The sequence below is a fragment of the Streptomyces sp. NPDC026092 genome, from assembly GCF_040638605.1.
GTDB lineage: Bacteria > Actinomycetota > Actinomycetes > Streptomycetales > Streptomycetaceae > Streptomyces.
Genome location: NZ_JBEZYN010000004.1, coordinates 402,515 through 417,575, shown reverse-complemented (window position 1 = coordinate 417,575; position 15,061 = coordinate 402,515). Strand labels below are relative to the sequence as shown.

At 70.7% G+C, this 15,061-nt stretch carries 16 protein-coding genes; 7 read left to right on the top strand and 9 right to left on the bottom strand.

Annotation, left to right across the window (positions count from 1 at the left end):
* The first annotated feature begins 37 nt into the window (after positions 1-37).
* The 3 genes from AB0F56_RS09285 to AB0F56_RS09275 all read left to right on the top strand — a co-directional run bounded on the left by AB0F56_RS09285 (position 38) and on the right by AB0F56_RS09275 (position 1,787).
* Positions 38-535: a phage holin family protein gene (locus tag AB0F56_RS09285; protein ID WP_362005966.1), complete on the top strand. Its 498-nt coding sequence runs from the start codon at positions 38-40 to the stop codon at positions 533-535.
* The gene (locus AB0F56_RS09280) at positions 532-1,476 is read left to right on the top strand and encodes an alpha/beta hydrolase (RefSeq protein WP_362005963.1); all 945 of its coding nucleotides are present in this window, start codon (positions 532-534) and stop codon (positions 1,474-1,476) included. Before AB0F56_RS09285 ends, AB0F56_RS09280 begins: the two co-directional genes overlap by 4 nt.
* A 122-nt stretch (positions 1,477-1,598) precedes the next feature.
* The gene (locus tag AB0F56_RS09275) at positions 1,599-1,787 is read left to right on the top strand and encodes a hypothetical protein (RefSeq protein WP_362005960.1); all 189 of its coding nucleotides are present in this window, start codon (positions 1,599-1,601) and stop codon (positions 1,785-1,787) included.
* Positions 1,788-1,836: 49 nt separating this feature from the next.
* Here AB0F56_RS09275 and AB0F56_RS09270 read toward each other — a convergent pair whose 3' ends face one another.
* The 3 genes from AB0F56_RS09270 to nth all read right to left on the bottom strand — a co-directional run bounded on the left by AB0F56_RS09270 (position 1,837) and on the right by nth (position 4,986).
* The gene (locus AB0F56_RS09270) at positions 1,837-3,036 is read right to left on the bottom strand and encodes a MarP family serine protease (protein WP_362005959.1); all 1,200 of its coding nucleotides are present in this window, start codon (positions 3,034-3,036) and stop codon (positions 1,837-1,839) included.
* A 69-nt stretch (positions 3,037-3,105) separates the two neighbouring features.
* Positions 3,106-3,792, bottom strand: coding sequence for a CoA pyrophosphatase (locus AB0F56_RS09265; RefSeq protein WP_362006178.1), 687 nt, complete (start codon positions 3,790-3,792; stop codon positions 3,106-3,108).
* 225 nt (positions 3,793-4,017) lie between these two features.
* The gene (gene nth / locus AB0F56_RS09260) at positions 4,018-4,986 is read right to left on the bottom strand and encodes an endonuclease III (protein ID WP_362005956.1); all 969 of its coding nucleotides are present in this window, start codon (positions 4,984-4,986) and stop codon (positions 4,018-4,020) included.
* Between the two features lie 253 nt (positions 4,987-5,239).
* Between nth and AB0F56_RS09255 the strand changes: the two genes are divergently transcribed.
* Positions 5,240-5,914: a Crp/Fnr family transcriptional regulator gene (locus tag AB0F56_RS09255; protein WP_015034542.1), complete on the top strand. Its 675-nt coding sequence runs from the start codon at positions 5,240-5,242 to the stop codon at positions 5,912-5,914.
* 81 nt (positions 5,915-5,995) lie between these two features.
* Here the strand turns inward: AB0F56_RS09255 and AB0F56_RS09250 are convergent, their stop codons facing one another.
* The 5 genes from AB0F56_RS09250 to AB0F56_RS09230 all read right to left on the bottom strand — a co-directional run bounded on the left by AB0F56_RS09250 (position 5,996) and on the right by AB0F56_RS09230 (position 9,433).
* Positions 5,996-6,883 carry a prohibitin family protein gene (locus AB0F56_RS09250; protein ID WP_362005954.1) on the bottom strand — a complete coding sequence of 296 codons (888 nt, stop codon included), beginning with the start codon at positions 6,881-6,883 and terminating at the stop codon, positions 5,996-5,998.
* 104 nt (positions 6,884-6,987) lie between these two features.
* Positions 6,988-7,818, bottom strand: a complete 831-nt coding sequence (locus AB0F56_RS09245) for an MBL fold metallo-hydrolase (RefSeq protein ID WP_362005952.1) — start codon at positions 7,816-7,818, stop codon at positions 6,988-6,990.
* On the bottom strand, positions 7,815-8,699 hold the full coding sequence (locus AB0F56_RS09240) for an NUDIX hydrolase (protein ID WP_362005949.1): 885 nt from the start codon (positions 8,697-8,699) through the stop codon (positions 7,815-7,817). The genes AB0F56_RS09245 and AB0F56_RS09240 overlap by 4 nt, the downstream gene beginning before the upstream one ends.
* Before the next feature lie 87 nt (positions 8,700-8,786).
* Positions 8,787-9,275 carry a RidA family protein gene (locus AB0F56_RS09235; protein WP_362005947.1) on the bottom strand — a complete coding sequence of 163 codons (489 nt, stop codon included), beginning with the start codon at positions 9,273-9,275 and terminating at the stop codon, positions 8,787-8,789.
* Complete coding sequence (locus AB0F56_RS09230) at positions 9,275-9,433, bottom strand: DUF4177 domain-containing protein (protein ID WP_003967454.1); 159 nt, start codon at positions 9,431-9,433, stop codon at positions 9,275-9,277. Before AB0F56_RS09230 ends, AB0F56_RS09235 begins: the two co-directional genes overlap by 1 nt.
* 72 nt (positions 9,434-9,505) lie before the next feature.
* On the opposite strand from AB0F56_RS09230, the gene AB0F56_RS09225 reads away from it, so the two are divergent.
* A complete protein-coding gene (locus AB0F56_RS09225; protein WP_362005944.1) occupies positions 9,506-10,468 on the top strand; it encodes an ArsA-related P-loop ATPase in 963 nt (320 codons plus the stop codon).
* On the top strand, positions 10,465-11,835 hold the full coding sequence (locus AB0F56_RS09220; protein WP_362005941.1) for an ArsA family ATPase: 1,371 nt from the start codon (positions 10,465-10,467) through the stop codon (positions 11,833-11,835). Before AB0F56_RS09225 ends, AB0F56_RS09220 begins: the two co-directional genes overlap by 4 nt.
* A 34-nt stretch (positions 11,836-11,869) precedes the next feature.
* On the opposite strand, the gene AB0F56_RS09215 is transcribed toward AB0F56_RS09220, so the two are convergent.
* On the bottom strand, positions 11,870-12,214 hold the full coding sequence (locus AB0F56_RS09215; protein ID WP_015034550.1) for a WhiB family transcriptional regulator: 345 nt from the start codon (positions 12,212-12,214) through the stop codon (positions 11,870-11,872).
* Between the two features lie 572 nt (positions 12,215-12,786).
* Between AB0F56_RS09215 and AB0F56_RS09210 the strand changes: the two genes are divergently transcribed.
* Complete coding sequence (locus tag AB0F56_RS09210) at positions 12,787-15,027, top strand: transglycosylase domain-containing protein (protein ID WP_362005939.1); 2,241 nt, start codon at positions 12,787-12,789, stop codon at positions 15,025-15,027.
* Positions 15,028-15,061 lie beyond the last annotated feature (34 nt).

Here is a 15,061-nt window from a genome sequence, read left to right as displayed (position 1 = left end):
TCTGAGGTCGGACCGTAGAAGAGAAGAGGGAGCAGCGATGAGCGACCCGGTCAACGGAGCCGAGCGCAGCCTCGGGCAGCTGGTCGCCTCGGCGACCGCCGAGATGTCCGCGCTGGTGCACGACGAGATCGCCCTGGCCAAGGCGGAGATCCGGCAGGACGTCAAGCGGGGCGTCATCGGCGGCGCGGCCGGAGCGACGGCCGCCACGGTGCTCCTCTTCTCGCTGCCGATGCTGAGCTTCGCGCTCGCGTACGGCATCAACGCATGGACCGGCGGCCACAACGGCGACGGCGGGTGGAACCTCGCCTGGTGCTTCCTGCTCTCCTTCGCGGCGAACGTGCTGCTCGCGGGGCTGCTCGGGCTGATCGCCTACGCCAAGTTCAAGAAGGTCAAGCCGCCGGAGAAGTCCATCGCCTCGGCCAAGCAGACCGCCGCGATCCTGCAGAACGCCAAGCCGCACCCCCGCCCCGAACAGGTGGCGCTGCCCGCCGCGGTCCAGGAGAAGGTCGCGGCTGTGGGACGCTCGTCCACATGACCGTCCCTGAGAGCAGCAACGGCAGCGGCCCCGTCGGCAGCCCCGTCCGGATCGACGGTCCGTGGACCCACCGCGATGTGGCCGCCAACGGCGCGCGCTTCCACATCGCCGAGATGGGCGACGGACCGCTGGTCCTGCTGCTGCACGGCTTCCCGCAGTTCTGGTGGACCTGGCGCCACCAGCTGCCCGCTCTCGCCGACGCGGGCTTCCGGGCCGTGGCCATGGACCTGCGGGGCGTCGGCGGCAGCGACCGTACGCCCCGGGGTTACGACCCCGCCAACCTGGCGCTCGACATCACCGGCGTCATCCGCTCCCTCGGCGAGCCGGACGCGGCCCTGGTCGGCCACGACCTGGGCGGCTACCTCGCCTGGACGGCGGCGGTCATGCGGCCGAAGCTGGTGCGCCGGCTCGCGGTCTCCTCGATGCCGCACCCGCGCCGCTGGCGCTCGGCGATGCTGTCGGACTTCTCGCAGTCCCGCGCCGGATCGTACGTGTGGGGCTTCCAGCGCCCGTGGCTGCCGGAGCGTCAACTCGTCGCGGACGAGGCGGCCCTGGTGGGGCGGCTGATCGAGGACTGGTCGGGCCCCGGTCTGCCGGACGAGGAGGCGGTCGCGGTGTACCGGCGGGCGATCTGCATCCCGTCGACGGCGCACTGCTCGATCGAGCCGTACCGGTGGATGGTGCGGTCCCTGGCCCGCCCGGACGGCATCCAGTTCAACCGGCGCATGAAGCGCCCCGTGCGGGTGCCCACGCTGCATCTGCACGGCTCCATGGACCCGGTGATGCGGACGCGCAGCGCGGCCGGCTCGGGCCAGTACGTGGAGGCGCCGTACCGCTGGCGGCTCTTCGACGGTCTCGGGCACTTCCCCCACGAGGAGGACCCGGTGGCGTTCTCCACGGAGCTCATCAACTGGCTCAAGGACCCCGAGCCCGACCGCTGACGCCCCGGCTGACACACCGTCGGCGTACTTCCGTTCTACGAACGGCCATGTGCCCGGCGCATACTCCAATTGGCGGGCCCCGGGGCGGTTACCGACCTTGGGCCACGGGCAGACGTCGGGGTATGGGCTGGACGCACGACTTCGGTGACACAGCACGCAACCGCCGCTCGGCCGCTGGGCCGGGCTCCCACGAGAGGAGCGGCCCACAGGAACAGGGCCGTTCGCATCCCGTGCAGGAAATCGGGATCCCGCGCATCCTGCGCCGCCGGGCCCGCTGGGTCTCGGCGCGGCTCAGGCACACCCGGGACTGAGCCCGGGCGTACCCTCCGTCCTTCTCGCCACGACGCCCGGGGCCAGGCCCTACAGCGCGCATCCCTGGCTGTCGACCTGCTGGGTCGCCGCGCGGCCCTGGACGATGTCCTCGCGGATCTCGTCGACCGTCAGGGCGTAGCCGGTGTTCTTGTCGTCGAGGGAGCGGGCGAAGATCACCCCGGACACCTTGCCGTCCTCGGTGAGCAGCGGGCCGCCGGAGTTGCCCTGACGGACCGTCGCGTACAGGGAGTACACGTCCCTGCGCACCTCACCGCGGTGGTAGATGTCCGGGCCCTGGGCGTTGATACGGCCCCGGACGCGCGCCGAGCGGACGTCGTACGAGCCGTTCTCCGGGAAGCCCGCGACAATCGCGCTGTCGCCGCTGCGGGCGTCCTTCTCGGTGAACTGGAGCGGCTTGACGTTCAGGTTCGGCACGTCCAGTACGGCGATGTCGCGCTGCCAGTCGTAGAGGACGACCTTCGCGTCGTACAGCTTGCCCTCGCCGCCGATCTGGACGGTCGGCTCGTCGACGCCGCCGACCACGTGGGCGTTGGTCATGACCCGGCGCTCGTCGAAGACGAAGCCGGTGCCTTCGAGGACCTTGCCGCAACTCGGGGCCGTACCGACGACCTTGACGATGGCCCGCTTGGCCTCGGCGGCGACCGGGCTGCCGGCGAGCGCCGGGTCCGGCGGGCGGACCGCGGTGATGGGCTCGTTGGCGAACGGGCTGAAGACCTGCGGGAAGCCGTTCTGGGCGAGCGTCGAGGTGAAGTTGGTGAACCAGGTGGACGCCTGATCGGGCATCACCTGCTCCACCCCGAGCAGCACCTTGGAGCTGCGGACCTCCTTGCCCAGCGTGGGCATCGAGGTGCCGGCGAGGGCGGAGCCGAGCAGCCAGGCCACGAGGAGCATGGCGACCACGTTGACCAGGGCGCCGCCGGTGGCGTCCAGGGCGCGCGCCGGTGACCAGACGATGTGGCGGCGCAGCTTGTTCCCCAGGTGGGTGGTGAAGGCCTGGCCGACCGAGGCGCAGACGATCACCACGACCACGAAGACGACGGTCGCCGTGGTCGAGACCTCGGAGTTGTCCGTCAGCTGGTCCCAGATGATCGGGAGCAGCAGAACGGCGACGAGGCCGCCGCCCAGGAAGCCGATGACCGACAGGATGCCGACCACGAAGCCCTGGCGGTAGCCGATGATCGCGAACCATACGGCGGCGAGCAGCAGCAGGATGTCCAGCACGTTCACCGTCAATAGCCTCGCAGTTTCGTCTTCGGTCGCCCCGGCCCCGGGTCGGTCCGTTCCTGGGTCAGCCTGTCATGAGCGCCAGTCGAGCGGGACCTGCTTCGCCCGGTCCCACGGTCGCTCCCAGTCGGCGAAGTGCAGGAGCCGGTCGATCACACCGGCCGTAAAACCCCAGACCAGGGCAGACGCGACGAGGAATGCGGGGCCCGCGTGGCCGCTGGGGTGGACGGCGGTGGCGCGGTTGGCGGGGTCCGTGAGATCCGCCACGGGCACGGTGAAGACCCGGGCGGTCTCGGCGGGGTCGACGACCCCGACCGGGCTGGGGGTGCGCCACCAGCCGAGGACCGGGGTGACGACGAAGCCGCTGACCGGGATGTAGAGCTGGGGCAGGACGCCGAAGAGCTGGACGCCGGAGGGGTCGAGTCCGGTCTCCTCCTCGGCCTCGCGCAGGGCGGCCCGCAGCAGGCCTCCGTCGGCCGGGTCGCCGTCCTCGGGGTCCAGGGCGCCGCCGGGGAAGGAGGGCTGGCCGGCGTGCGAGCGGAGCGAGCCCGAGCGCTCCATGAGCAGCAGCTCGGGGCCGCGCTCGCCCTCGCCGAAGAGGATGAGGACGGCGGACTGCCGTCCTGCGCCGCTCGCGGGCGGCAGGAAGCGGCTGAGCTGCTCGGGCTGGACGCCGCGCGCGGCCCGGTCGACGGGGGCGAGCCAGTCGGGCAGCCCGTCCCGGCGCACGAGCCCGCCACTGCCGACACCGCGCGGCATGCCGTCGGCCGCCGGCTTCGGCCTTGGCGCCGGCCCTCGCGTCGACGCCGGCTTCGGCGTCGCCGCGGGCAGCAGCCCGTTCGTCGTCCCGCTTTCCCGTTCCGTCGCTGCTTCCGTCTCTCGGTCCGTCTCCCGGTCCGTCTCTTCGTCCGTGCGCGTCATAGGCAGGCACCCCCGTGATTCACAACGCGATCCGTGCGTGGGTTCGTTCCCCCGGGCCAGGGCTCACTCGGCCCCCGGCGCCACTCCCGGGGCGGGGGCGGCCGGGCGGCCGGGGTAGTCCGGCGGCGGGTTGAGGCGCTGGCCCGGATAGCCGCCCTTCTCGTACTTCAGGAGCTTCTTCGCCTTCTCCGGGTCCGTCTCGCCCTCTCCGTACGCCGGGCAGAGCGGGGCGATCGGGCAGGCGCCGCAGGCGGGCTTGCGGGCGTGGCAGATGCGGCGGCCGTGGAAGATCACCCGGTGCGAGAGCATCGTCCACTCGCTCTTCGGGAAGATCTCCGCGACCTCGGCCTCGATCTTGACCGGGTCGTCGCTCTCGGTCCACTTCCAGCGGCGGGCGAGGCGCATGAAGTGGGTGTCGACGGTGATCCCGGGCACCCCGAAGGCGTTGCCGAGGACGACGAAGGCGGTCTTGCGGCCCACGCCCGGCAGCTTGACCAGGTCGTCGAGGCGGCCGGGGACCTCGCCGCCGAAGTCGTCCCTGAGGGCGGCCGCGAGGCCCATGATCGACTTGGTCTTGGCGCGGAAGAACCCGGTGGGCCGGATCAGCTCCTCGACCTCCTCCGGGACGGCGGCCGCCAGGTCCTCGGGCGTCGGGTAGGCGGCGAAGAGCGCGGGGGTGGTCTGGTTGACCCGCAGGTCGGTGGTCTGGGCGGAGAGGACCGTGGCGACGAGCAGTTCGAAGGGGTTCCGGAAGTCCAGTTCGGGGTGGGCGTACGGATAGACCTCGGCCAGCTCCCGGTTGATCTTCCGGGCTCTGCGGACCATCCCGAGCCGGGATTCCGCTTTCGCCGCCTTGGGAGTGGTCTTGGGGGTGGCCTTGGGGGCGGTCTTCGCACCCGCCTTCGGGCCCGCCTTGGGGCTCGTCCTGGCCGCGGTTTTCGCCGTCTTCGGCGCGGGCTTCGCGGTCTTCTGGGCAGCCTTCGCCGTACGTTTCGCGGCATTTGTCCGCTTCGACGCACCCTGTTCGCCCACAGCGGAATTACCCTTCGCGGACACTCTTCCAGCCCCCTTGGCCTGCGCTCTCACCGGCGAGTTGGACACCCGGCCAGCCTAAGGGCCGACACTGACATCCGCCCCGGGCACGGCCGATGAGGACCCAATCGGGGCCCTGACGTACGGACGGGCGGTTCGGTACGTCAAACTTGTTGTGATTGATCGCACTGTTTTGTGCGTCCGGCATCATGGGATCAAGGTCCCCTGAGCAGGTCGACATAGGAGAGAACTCGTGGACGACGTTCTGCGGCGCGCCCCGCTCTTCGCGGCGCTCGATGACGAGCAGGCCGCGGAGCTGCGCGCCTCGATGAGTGAAGCGACGCTCGCCCGTGGCGACGCGCTGTTCCACGAGGGAGACCCCGGCGACCGCCTGTACGTGGTCACCGAGGGCAAGGTGAAGCTGCACCGCACCTCGCCCGACGGCCGCGAGAACATGCTGGCCGTCCTCGGCCCCGGCGAGCTGATCGGTGAGCTCTCGCTCTTCGACCCGGGCCCGCGCACCGCCACCGCGACCGCGCTGACCGAGGTCAAGCTGCTCGGCCTCGGCCACGGCGACCTCCAGCCCTGGCTGAACGCCCGCCCCGAGGTGGCCACCGCGCTGCTGCGCGCGGTCGCACGCCGGCTGCGCAAGACCAACGACCAGATGTCCGACCTGGTCTTCTCCGACGTGCCGGGCCGTGTCGCCCGCGCGCTCCTCGACCTGTCGCGCCGCTTCGGCGTGCAGTCGGAGGAGGGCATCCACGTCGTCCACGACCTCACCCAGGAGGAGCTGGCCCAGCTGGTCGGCGCCTCCCGCGAGACGGTCAACAAGGCCCTCGCGGACTTCGCCCAGCGCGGCTGGCTGCGCCTTGAGGCCCGCGCCGTGATCCTGCTGGACGTGGAGCGCCTCGCGAAGCGCTCGCGCTGAGCACCGCACCGCGCCGCAATCGCAACGAGGAAGGCCGCCCGGTCGTCGACCGGGCGGCCTTCCTCGTACGCGTGCCGACGACTACCGCTTCGAACCGTCCACGATCACCGGGGTCCCCGTGCCGCCGCTGCCGCACGGAACGGCGTAGACCGGGTTCTTCGCGGCGGCCTCCTTGTAGGCCTCGATGCACTGGTTCGCCAGGACCTTGTCGGTCAGCGAGTCGTTGAGGATCTTGTTGGCGCGGGCGATGCCCTCGGCCTCGATACGGCGCCGGTCGGACTCGGCCTTGGCCGTGCGGGCCGCCTCGGTGGCGCGCTCGGTCGCCTGCTGCTGCTGGATCTTGCGGTCGATCTGGGTCTGCAGGGCCGCCGAGGGCTTCACGTTGCGCAGGTTGACGGCGGTGACGTCGATGCCGCGCGGGGCGAGGCGCTCCTTGATGAGCGTGCCGATCTCGGCGTTGATCTTCTCGCGATCGCTCGCGTAGCCCTGCTCGCTCGTGTAGCGGGCGAAGACGTTGCGGACGATCTCCCGGCTGTCCGGGTAGACGAGCCGCGTCTGGATCGACTCCTCGCTGCCCGCGAGGCGGTACAGCTCGACGGCCTTGGTGGGCGTGACCGCCCACTTCACGGTCACCTCGACCTCCATGACGCCACCCTGCGAGGAGCGGACCTCGACGACGTCCTTGTCGGAGAGGTTGAGGTCGACCGGGCGGGTCGAGAAGGTCGTGACGTCCGTGAACGGCGACTTGACGTGCATGCCCGAGGTCATCGGCTGGCCCACCTTGCCGAAGGCGACCGGGACACCGACCTCGTACGCGCTGACGACGTACGTCATGGAGGCGATCAGCGAGAAGGCGCCGGCGAGGACCGCGCCGAGCGCGCCGAGCTTCAGCCCCTTCGAGCCGTTGGACCTACTGACGAAGAAGAGCACGACCGCTGCGACGAGCAGCAGAATCGATATGACGAACACGGGCTTTCCCCCCGAGAGCTACGACCACAAGTAAACGGAGCGTAAAGCACGCCCCGTGCGCCGCGCGCCCCCGGGTGGGAAGTGGTGGGGAGGTGGTGCGAGGGTCAGATCAGGCCGTGCTCCCGCAGGTACTCCAGCTGCGCCCGGACGGAGAGTTCGGCGGCCGGCCACAGCGAGCGGTCCACGTCCGCGTACACATGGGCGACGACCTCCGACGGCGTCTTGTGGCCGTTCTCGACGGCCGTCTCCACCTGCGCGAGCCGGCCCGCGCGGTGCGCCAGATAGAACTCCACCGCGCCCTGGGCGTCCTCCAGGACCGGCCCGTGGCCCGGCAGCACGGTGTGGACCCCGTCGTCGACGGTGAGCGAGCGCAGCCGGCGCAGCGAGTCCAGATAGTCGCCGAGCCGCCCGTCGGGGTGGGCGACGATCGTCGTGCCACGCCCCAGGATCGTGTCGCCCGTCAGGACGGCCCGGTCGGCGGGGAGATGGAAGGAGAGCGAGTCCGAGGTGTGGCCCGGCGTCGGCACCACCCGCAGCTCCAGGCCGCCGACCGTGATGACGTCCCCCGCGCCAAGCCCCTCGTCGCCGAGGCGCAGCGCCGGGTCCAGGGCCCGTACCCGGGTCCCGGTCAGCTCGGCGAACCGGCCGGCGCCCTCGGCGTGGTCGGGGTGGCCGTGGGTGAGGAGGGTGAGCGCGACGCGCTTGCCCAGCTTCTCGGCGGTGGCGACGACGTTGCGCAGGTGGCCGTCGTCGAGCGGCCCGGGGTCGATGACGACGGCCAGGTCGGAGTCGGGCTCGGAGACGATCCAGGTGTTGGTGCCGTCCAGGGTCATCGCGGACGGATTCGGCGCGAGGACGTTGACGGTACGGGCGGTCGCCGGCCCGGAGACGACCGCGCCCCGGGGCTGCCCGGGCAGCGAACCGGCGGCGGTCATCGCGGACCCCCGTGCGCCGCGTCCCCGCCCGTCGGGATGTGCTTGGTGAACTCGTCGTGGCCCGGCCAGCTCAGGATCAGCTCGTCGCCTTCGAGACGCGCCTGCGCCAGTACGGGGGTCAGGTCCTGGTCCTTGGCCGCGGCCAGCGCCTCTGCGGCCGTACCGAAGCGCTCCAGGCCCCGCAGGGTGGAGATCGTCGGCGGCATCATCGTCAGCTCGCCCCGGTCGTAGCCGGCCGCCCCCTCCGCCGGGCGGATCCAGACCGTGCGGTCCGCCTCGGTCGAGACGTCGCGGGTGCGCTGACCGGCCGGAAGGACGGCCACGAAGAACCAGGTGTCGTACCGCCGGGACTCGAACTCCGGCGTGATCCACCGCGCCCACGCGCCGAGCAGGTCCGAACGCAGCACGAGCCCGCGCCGGTCGAGGAAGTCGGCGAAGGACAGCTCGCGGGCGACCAGCGCCTCCCGGTCCTTCTCCCAGTCCGCCCCCGTGGTGTCGTCGACCACGGTGTCGGCGGTCCCGCCGGCGAGCAGCACGCCCGCCTCCTCGAAGGTCTCGCGCACGGCCGCGCAGACGATCGCCTGCGCCTCCTGCGTACCCGGGACGCCGAGTCGCTCGGCCCAGCTCTCCAGGGAGGGGCCGGCCCAGCGCACCGGGTGCTCGTCACGCGGATCGACACCGCCGCCGGGATACGCGTACGCACCGCCCGCGAAGGCCATGGAGGTGCGCCGCCGCAGCATGTGGACGTGCGGCCCCTCGGCGGCGTCGCGCAGCAGCAGGACGGTCGCCGCCCGCCTGGGGGCCGCGGGCGTGAGCTCGCCCGCCGCCAGGGCGCGGATGCGGTCGGGCCATTCCGGTGGGTACCACTGACCATTCGGCATGGCCGGATGGTATGCGCAACTACCGTGATGCACGAGAGCCGATTCCCCCTGGACGGGAGAACCGGCTCTCATCGAAAGGATCGGCTGTCAGGCCTCGACGAGCTCCACCTGGACCTCGACCTCGACCGGGGCGTCGAGCGGGAGCACGGCCACGCCGACCGCGCTGCGCGCGTGCACGCCCTTGTCGCCGAGGACCGCGCCGAGCAGCTCGCTGGCGCCGTTGATGACGCCGGGCTGGCCGGTGAAGTCGGCGGCCGAGGCGACGAAGCCGACGACCTTCACGACCCGCTTGATCCGGTCCAGGTCACCGGCGACCGACTTCACGGCCGCGAGGGCGTTCAGCGCGCAGGTGGCCGCGAGCTGCTTGGCCTCCTCGGCGGTGATCTCGGCGCCGACCTTGCCGGCGGCCAGGAGCTTGCCCTGCACCATCGGGAGCTGGCCCGAGGTGTAGACGTACACGCCCGACTGCACGGCCGGCTGGTAGGCGGCCAGCGGAGGCACGACCTCCGGCAGGGTCAGGCCCAGTTCGGCGAGCTTCGCCTCGACGCTGCCGGCGCCGTTCGCGGCGCCGCTCATCAGGCCTTCTCCCGCTTCAGGTAGGCCACGAGCTGCTCGGGGTTGTTCGGGCCGGGAACGACCTGGACGAGCTCCCACCCGTCCTCGCCCCAGGTGTCCAGAATCTGCTTCGTCGCGTGCACGAGAAGGGGCACGGTCGCGTATTCCCACTTGGTCATGGAGCCGACTGTATCCGCTGCCACAGGCAGCCTCCTGCTTAGGCGAGCGCTCCAGTGGTTAGGCTCGAAGGCGTGAGCAGGCTCCAGGTCGTCAGCGGCAAGGGTGGTACCGGTAAGACGACGGTCGCCGCCGCCCTCGCGCTCGCCCTCGCGACGGAGGGCAAGCGGACTCTCCTCGTGGAGGTCGAAGGCAGACAGGGCATCGCACAGCTCTTCGAGACGGAGGCGCTTCCGTACGAGGAGCGCAAGATCGCCGTCGCCCCGGGCGGTGGTGAGGTCTTCGCGCTGGCCATCGACGCCGAGCGCGCGCTCCTCGACTACCTCCAGATGTTCTACAAGCTGGGCACCGCGGGCCGGGCCCTGAAGAAGCTCGGCGCGATCGACTTCGCGACGACGATCGCGCCCGGCGTACGGGACGTGCTGCTGACCGGCAAGGCCTGCGAGGCGGTCCGCCGGCGCGAGAAGAACAACGGCTACACCTACGACCACGTCATCATGGACGCGCCCCCGACGGGCCGGATCACCCGCTTCCTCAACGTCAACGACGAGGTGGCCGGGCTTGCCAGGATCGGCCCGATACACAATCAGGCCCAGGCCGTCATGCGCGTCCTGAAGTCCCCGGAGACGGCCGTGCACCTGGTGACGCTCCTGGAGGAGATGCCGGTCCAGGAGACCGCCGACGGCATCGCGGAGCTGCGCGGGGCCGAACTGCCGGTGGGCGGTGTCATCGTGAACATGGTCCGCCCGCACGTCCTCGACGAGGCGGCCGTACGGGCGGCCTCCGGCGACCACCGGGACGCGATCGCGCGCACCCTCGCCGGTGCCGGCGTCCGGGGCGGTACGAAGCTGGTCGAGCCGCTCCTGGAGCAGGCCGCCGAGCACGCGCAGCGGGTGGAGCTGGAGCGCGAACAGCGGGCGGTGCTCATGGAGCTGGACGTACCGTCGTACGAACTCCCCTTCCTGGGGGACGGGGCGGACATCGCGGGCCTGTACCGGCTGGCGAAGGAGCTGCGGAAACAAGGGGTGGGCGTGTGACGGGTCCGGTGAACGGCACGGCGAACGGTCTGGACTCCGTCCCCGTACTCGAACTCGATCCGCTCATCGACGACCCGGGCACGCGGATCATCGTCTGCTGCGGCGCGGGCGGCGTCGGGAAGACGACGACCGCGGCGGCCCTCGGCGTACGGGCGGCGGAGCGGGGCCGCAAGGTCGTCGTCCTGACGATCGACCCGGCGCGGCGGCTCGCGCAGTCGATGGGGATCGACTCGCTGGACAACGTGCCGCGCAAGGTGGAGGGGATCAAGGGGTCCGACGGCGGAGAGCTGCACGCCATGATGCTCGACATGAAGCGGACCTTCGACGAGATCGTCGAGGCGCACGCGGACGCCGAGCGGGCCCGGGCGATCCTGGAGAACCCGTTCTACCAGTCCCTGTCGGCCGGTTTCGCCGGTACGCAGGAGTACATGGCGATGGAGAAGCTCGGGCAGTTGCGGGCCCGCGACGAGTGGGACCTGATCGTCGTCGACACTCCGCCGTCGCGCTCCGCGCTCGACTTCCTGGACGCGCCGAAGCGGCTCGGGTCGTTCCTGGACGGGAAGTTCATCAAGCTCCTGATGGCCCCGGCGAAGATGGGCGGCCGGGCGGGGATGAAGTTCCTGAACGTCGGCATGTCGATGATGACGGGGACGCTGGGGAAGCTGCTCGGGGGTCAGTTCCTGAAGGACGTCCAGACGTTCGTGGCCGCGATGGACACGATGTTCGGCGGCTTCCGGACCCGGGCGGACGCGACGTACAAGCTGCTCCAGGCGCCGGGCACGGCGTTCCTGGTGGTCGCGACGCCGGAGCGGGACGCGCTGCGGGAGGCCGCGTACTTCGTGGAGCGGCTCGCGGCCGAGGAGATGCCGCTCGCGGGGCTCGTCCTCAACCGCGTCCACGGCAGTGGCGCCGCCCGGCTCTCGGCCGAGCGGGCGCGGGCCGCGGCGGAAAATCTTGACGAGGGGCGCATTGTGGATCAGGGGGCCGGGAAGACTGGAGGGCGTGGCTCCCGTGCCACCGCCCCCAACGAGCCGTCAGACTCCACGACCGCCGCCGACACAAGCACAGGCACGACCGCAGACCCCTCTGCGCCGAGCACCGAGGCTGCCCCCACAGCCGACGAGACCGATGTTCATGCCGACCCCGACGCACAGGACATCCAGCAGCTGACCGCGGGCCTGCTCCGGCTCCATGCCGAGCGGATGCAGGTGCTCGCGCGCGAGCAGCGCACACGAGACCGGTTCACGGCGCTCCACCCCGAGGTGGCCGTCGCCGAAGTGGCCGCCCTGCCGGGCGACGTGCACGACCTGTCCGGACTCCGCGCCATCGGCGACCGCCTCACGGCGGGCCGGATGCCGTCACTCTGAGCTCCACGCTTGCCGTGCGCGTACCGGCGGGCGGTCAGCCCACCGCCGCGTACGCCTCGTACGTCGCGTCGTCCTCGATCGCCACGGGCAGCAGGCCCGCTCCCCGCTCGTACTCCGTCCGCGCGGTCTCCAGCAGGCGACGCCACGAGGTGACGGTCGGCCGCCGGCGCAGCAGGGCACGGCGCTCGCGCTCCGTCATGCCGCCCCACACACCGAACTCCACGCGGTTGTCGAGGGCGTCGGCCAGGCACTCGGTCCGCACCGGACAGCCGGTGCACACCGCCTTCGCCCTGTTCTGCGCCGCTCCCTGCACGAAAAGTTCATCCGGATCGGTAGTGCGGCAGGCCGCCTGCGCACTCCAGTCAGCTACCCAGCCCATACCGGCGCCGTCCTCTCCCGAATCGAGGCTCCCCCACGGCGGTAGCGGCATATTCACCGCTGCCAGTTGGTGACGTTACGGAAGGTGGGCACAGCGCAACACCCCCTTCGGGCCCAATCTTGAATGGCCCGAACGGACTATGCGTACGCGGCAGATCACCCAGGGGAGTGACCGATGGACATGCGTGCCGAATCCGGCGAACCGGTACAGTTCGCCCGACTGTGACGGTGCCACTTGGGGCGTCGAGTGACGCATGGGGCGGAATCGGGCAGGGGGTTCCCAGGGTTCGGGGCCAAGGGAATTCCTGCCGATGTCACGCCCGGGTCTTGCTTCGGCCTTGATGCAAAACCACACTGCTGTGACAGTTGAGAGCAGCTTAGGCCAAGGCATTCCCGTGTGTCCGGCGAATGCGAACACCGCTGCCGGACACGCCCCTGACGTGCGCTCCGACGTGTGCCCTGACCCGCGCGGACCCGCCCCGGACCCGCTCGGATGTCACGGTCTGGTACTCGAACGCTCCGAGAGGCCCCCGCTCCTACGGAACGCTCATCACTACGGATTAGGCTGCCCCCATGGCAAAGAAGCGCTCGGGCGGAGGTCTGACCGGGACCCAGCAGGCCGCCAAGTTCCTCGGTGTCAGTGTGCTCGCGGGAGCCGTACTGGCGGGCATCGCCCTGCCCGCGGCCGGTGCACTGGGTCTGGCGGCGAAGGGGACGGTCGAGGGGTTCGACGAGATCCCGTCCAACCTGAAGACGCCACCCCTGAGTCAGCGGACCACCATCCTCGACTCGGACGGCGGTGTCCTCGCCACCGTGTACTCGCGCGACCGGAAGGTCGTGCCGCTGGAGAAGATCTCTCCGTACATGCAGAAGGCGATCGTCGCGATCGAGGACTCGCGCTTCTACGAGCACGGGGCGATCGACCTCAAGGGCGTGCTGCGCGCGATCAACCGCAACGCCCAGTCGGGCGGCGTGGCCCAGGGCGCGTCCACGCTCACGCAGCAGTACGTGAAGAACGTCTTCGTCGAGGAGGCCGGTGACGACCCCGAGAAGGTCGCCGCGGCCACCCAGCAGACCATCGGCCGCAAGGTGCGCGAACTGAAGTACGCGATCCAGGTCGAGGAGGAGCTGGGGAAGAAGAAGATCCTCGAGAACTACCTCAACATCACCTTCTTCGGTCAGCAGGCCTACGGCATCGAGGCGGCGGCCCAGCGCTACTTCTCCAAGCCCGCCGCCGACCTGAAGCTGGAGGAGGCCGCGATGATGGCCGGCCTCGTCCAGTCGCCGAGCCGCTACGACCCGGTCAACGACCTCCAGGAAGCCACGAAGCGCCGCAACGTGGTCCTCCAGCGGATGGCCGACGTCAAGGACATCAGCCAGGCCGAGGCCGACAAGGCGAAGGCCGCGCCGATCAAGCTGAAGGTGAAGACCCCGAAGAACGGCTGCATCACCGCCGTCGACGGCGCCGGCTTCTTCTGCGACTACGTGCGCAAGACGATCCTCAACAACCCGGTCTTCGGCAAGACGGTCGAGGAGCGGCAGAAGCTGTGGAACCTCGGCGGCCTGACCGTCCGGACCACGCTCGACCCGCGCGCGCAGGAGGCGGCCAACGAGGCCGCCGTCGCCCACGTCAACGAGGACGACAAGGTCGCCGCCTCGGTCGTCCAGGTCCAGCCGGGCAGCGGCAAGATCCTGTCGATGGGTCAGTCGCGGCCGTACGGTCTCGACCAGAAGCAGCACCAGACCACGCTCAACCTGGCCGTCGGCAGCAAGATGGGCGGCACGACGTACGGCTTCCAGACCGGTTCGACCTTCAAGCCGATCACGGCCGCGGCCGCCCTGGAGAAGGGGCTGAGCCCGGCGCAGAGCTTCGCCACCGGGTACGAGATCGACATCCCGGAGAACTCGTACACGCGCTGCGACGGCAAGCCGGCCGGTTACGCCAACTGGAAGGTCGGCAACGAGCTCAAGTCCGAGACCGGCAGCTGGGACATGACGAGCGCGCTCGGCAAGTCCATCAACACCTACTTCGCCAAGCTGGAGCAGATGGCCGGCCTGTGCGAGACGATCACGATGGCCAAGAACGTCGGGTACGAGCGCGAGCTGGGCAAGAAGGTCAAGGAGAGCCCCTCGATCACGCTGGGCGCGATCGAGTCCACCCCGCTCGACATGGCCGCCGCCTACGCCACGTTCGCCAACCGGGGCACGTACTGCACGCCGATCGCCATCGAGTCGATCAAGACGGCCAACGGCGAGCAGCTGAAGGTGCCTCAGACCGAATGCTCGCGGGCGATGAGCGAGCGGACGGCCGACACCATCAACCAGATGCTGAAGGGCGTCGTCGAGGACGGCACCGGTACGAAGGCCGGTCTGAGCGACCGCGACAACGCCGGTAAGACCGGTACGACGAACGACCGCAAGGACGCCTGGTTCGTCGGGTACACGCCGAACCTGTCCACGGCCGTCTGGGTCGGCGACGACGTCGGCGAGAAGGTGTCGATGTTCAACATCACCATCGGCGGCCAGTACTACCCCAAGGTCTGTGGTGGCTGCCTCCCGGGCCCGATCTGGAAGATCGCGATGCGCGGGGCGCTCGACGCCTCCGAGACGCCGCAGTTCGCCCCCATCTCCGTACCGCGCGGTCAGACGGGCGAGGAGAAGGACAAGGAGAAGCCCGGCGGCGACAACAAGCCGAACAAGCCGAACAAGCCGGGCTTCCCCGAGATCACCCTCCCGCCGGGCGTGATCGGCGGCGGGGACGGTGGCGGGAACGGTGGCGGGAACGGCCGCGGTGGCGGCGGCAACGGCCCGTAAGCAGCAGTCATGACGAAGAGGGCGCCTCCCGCGC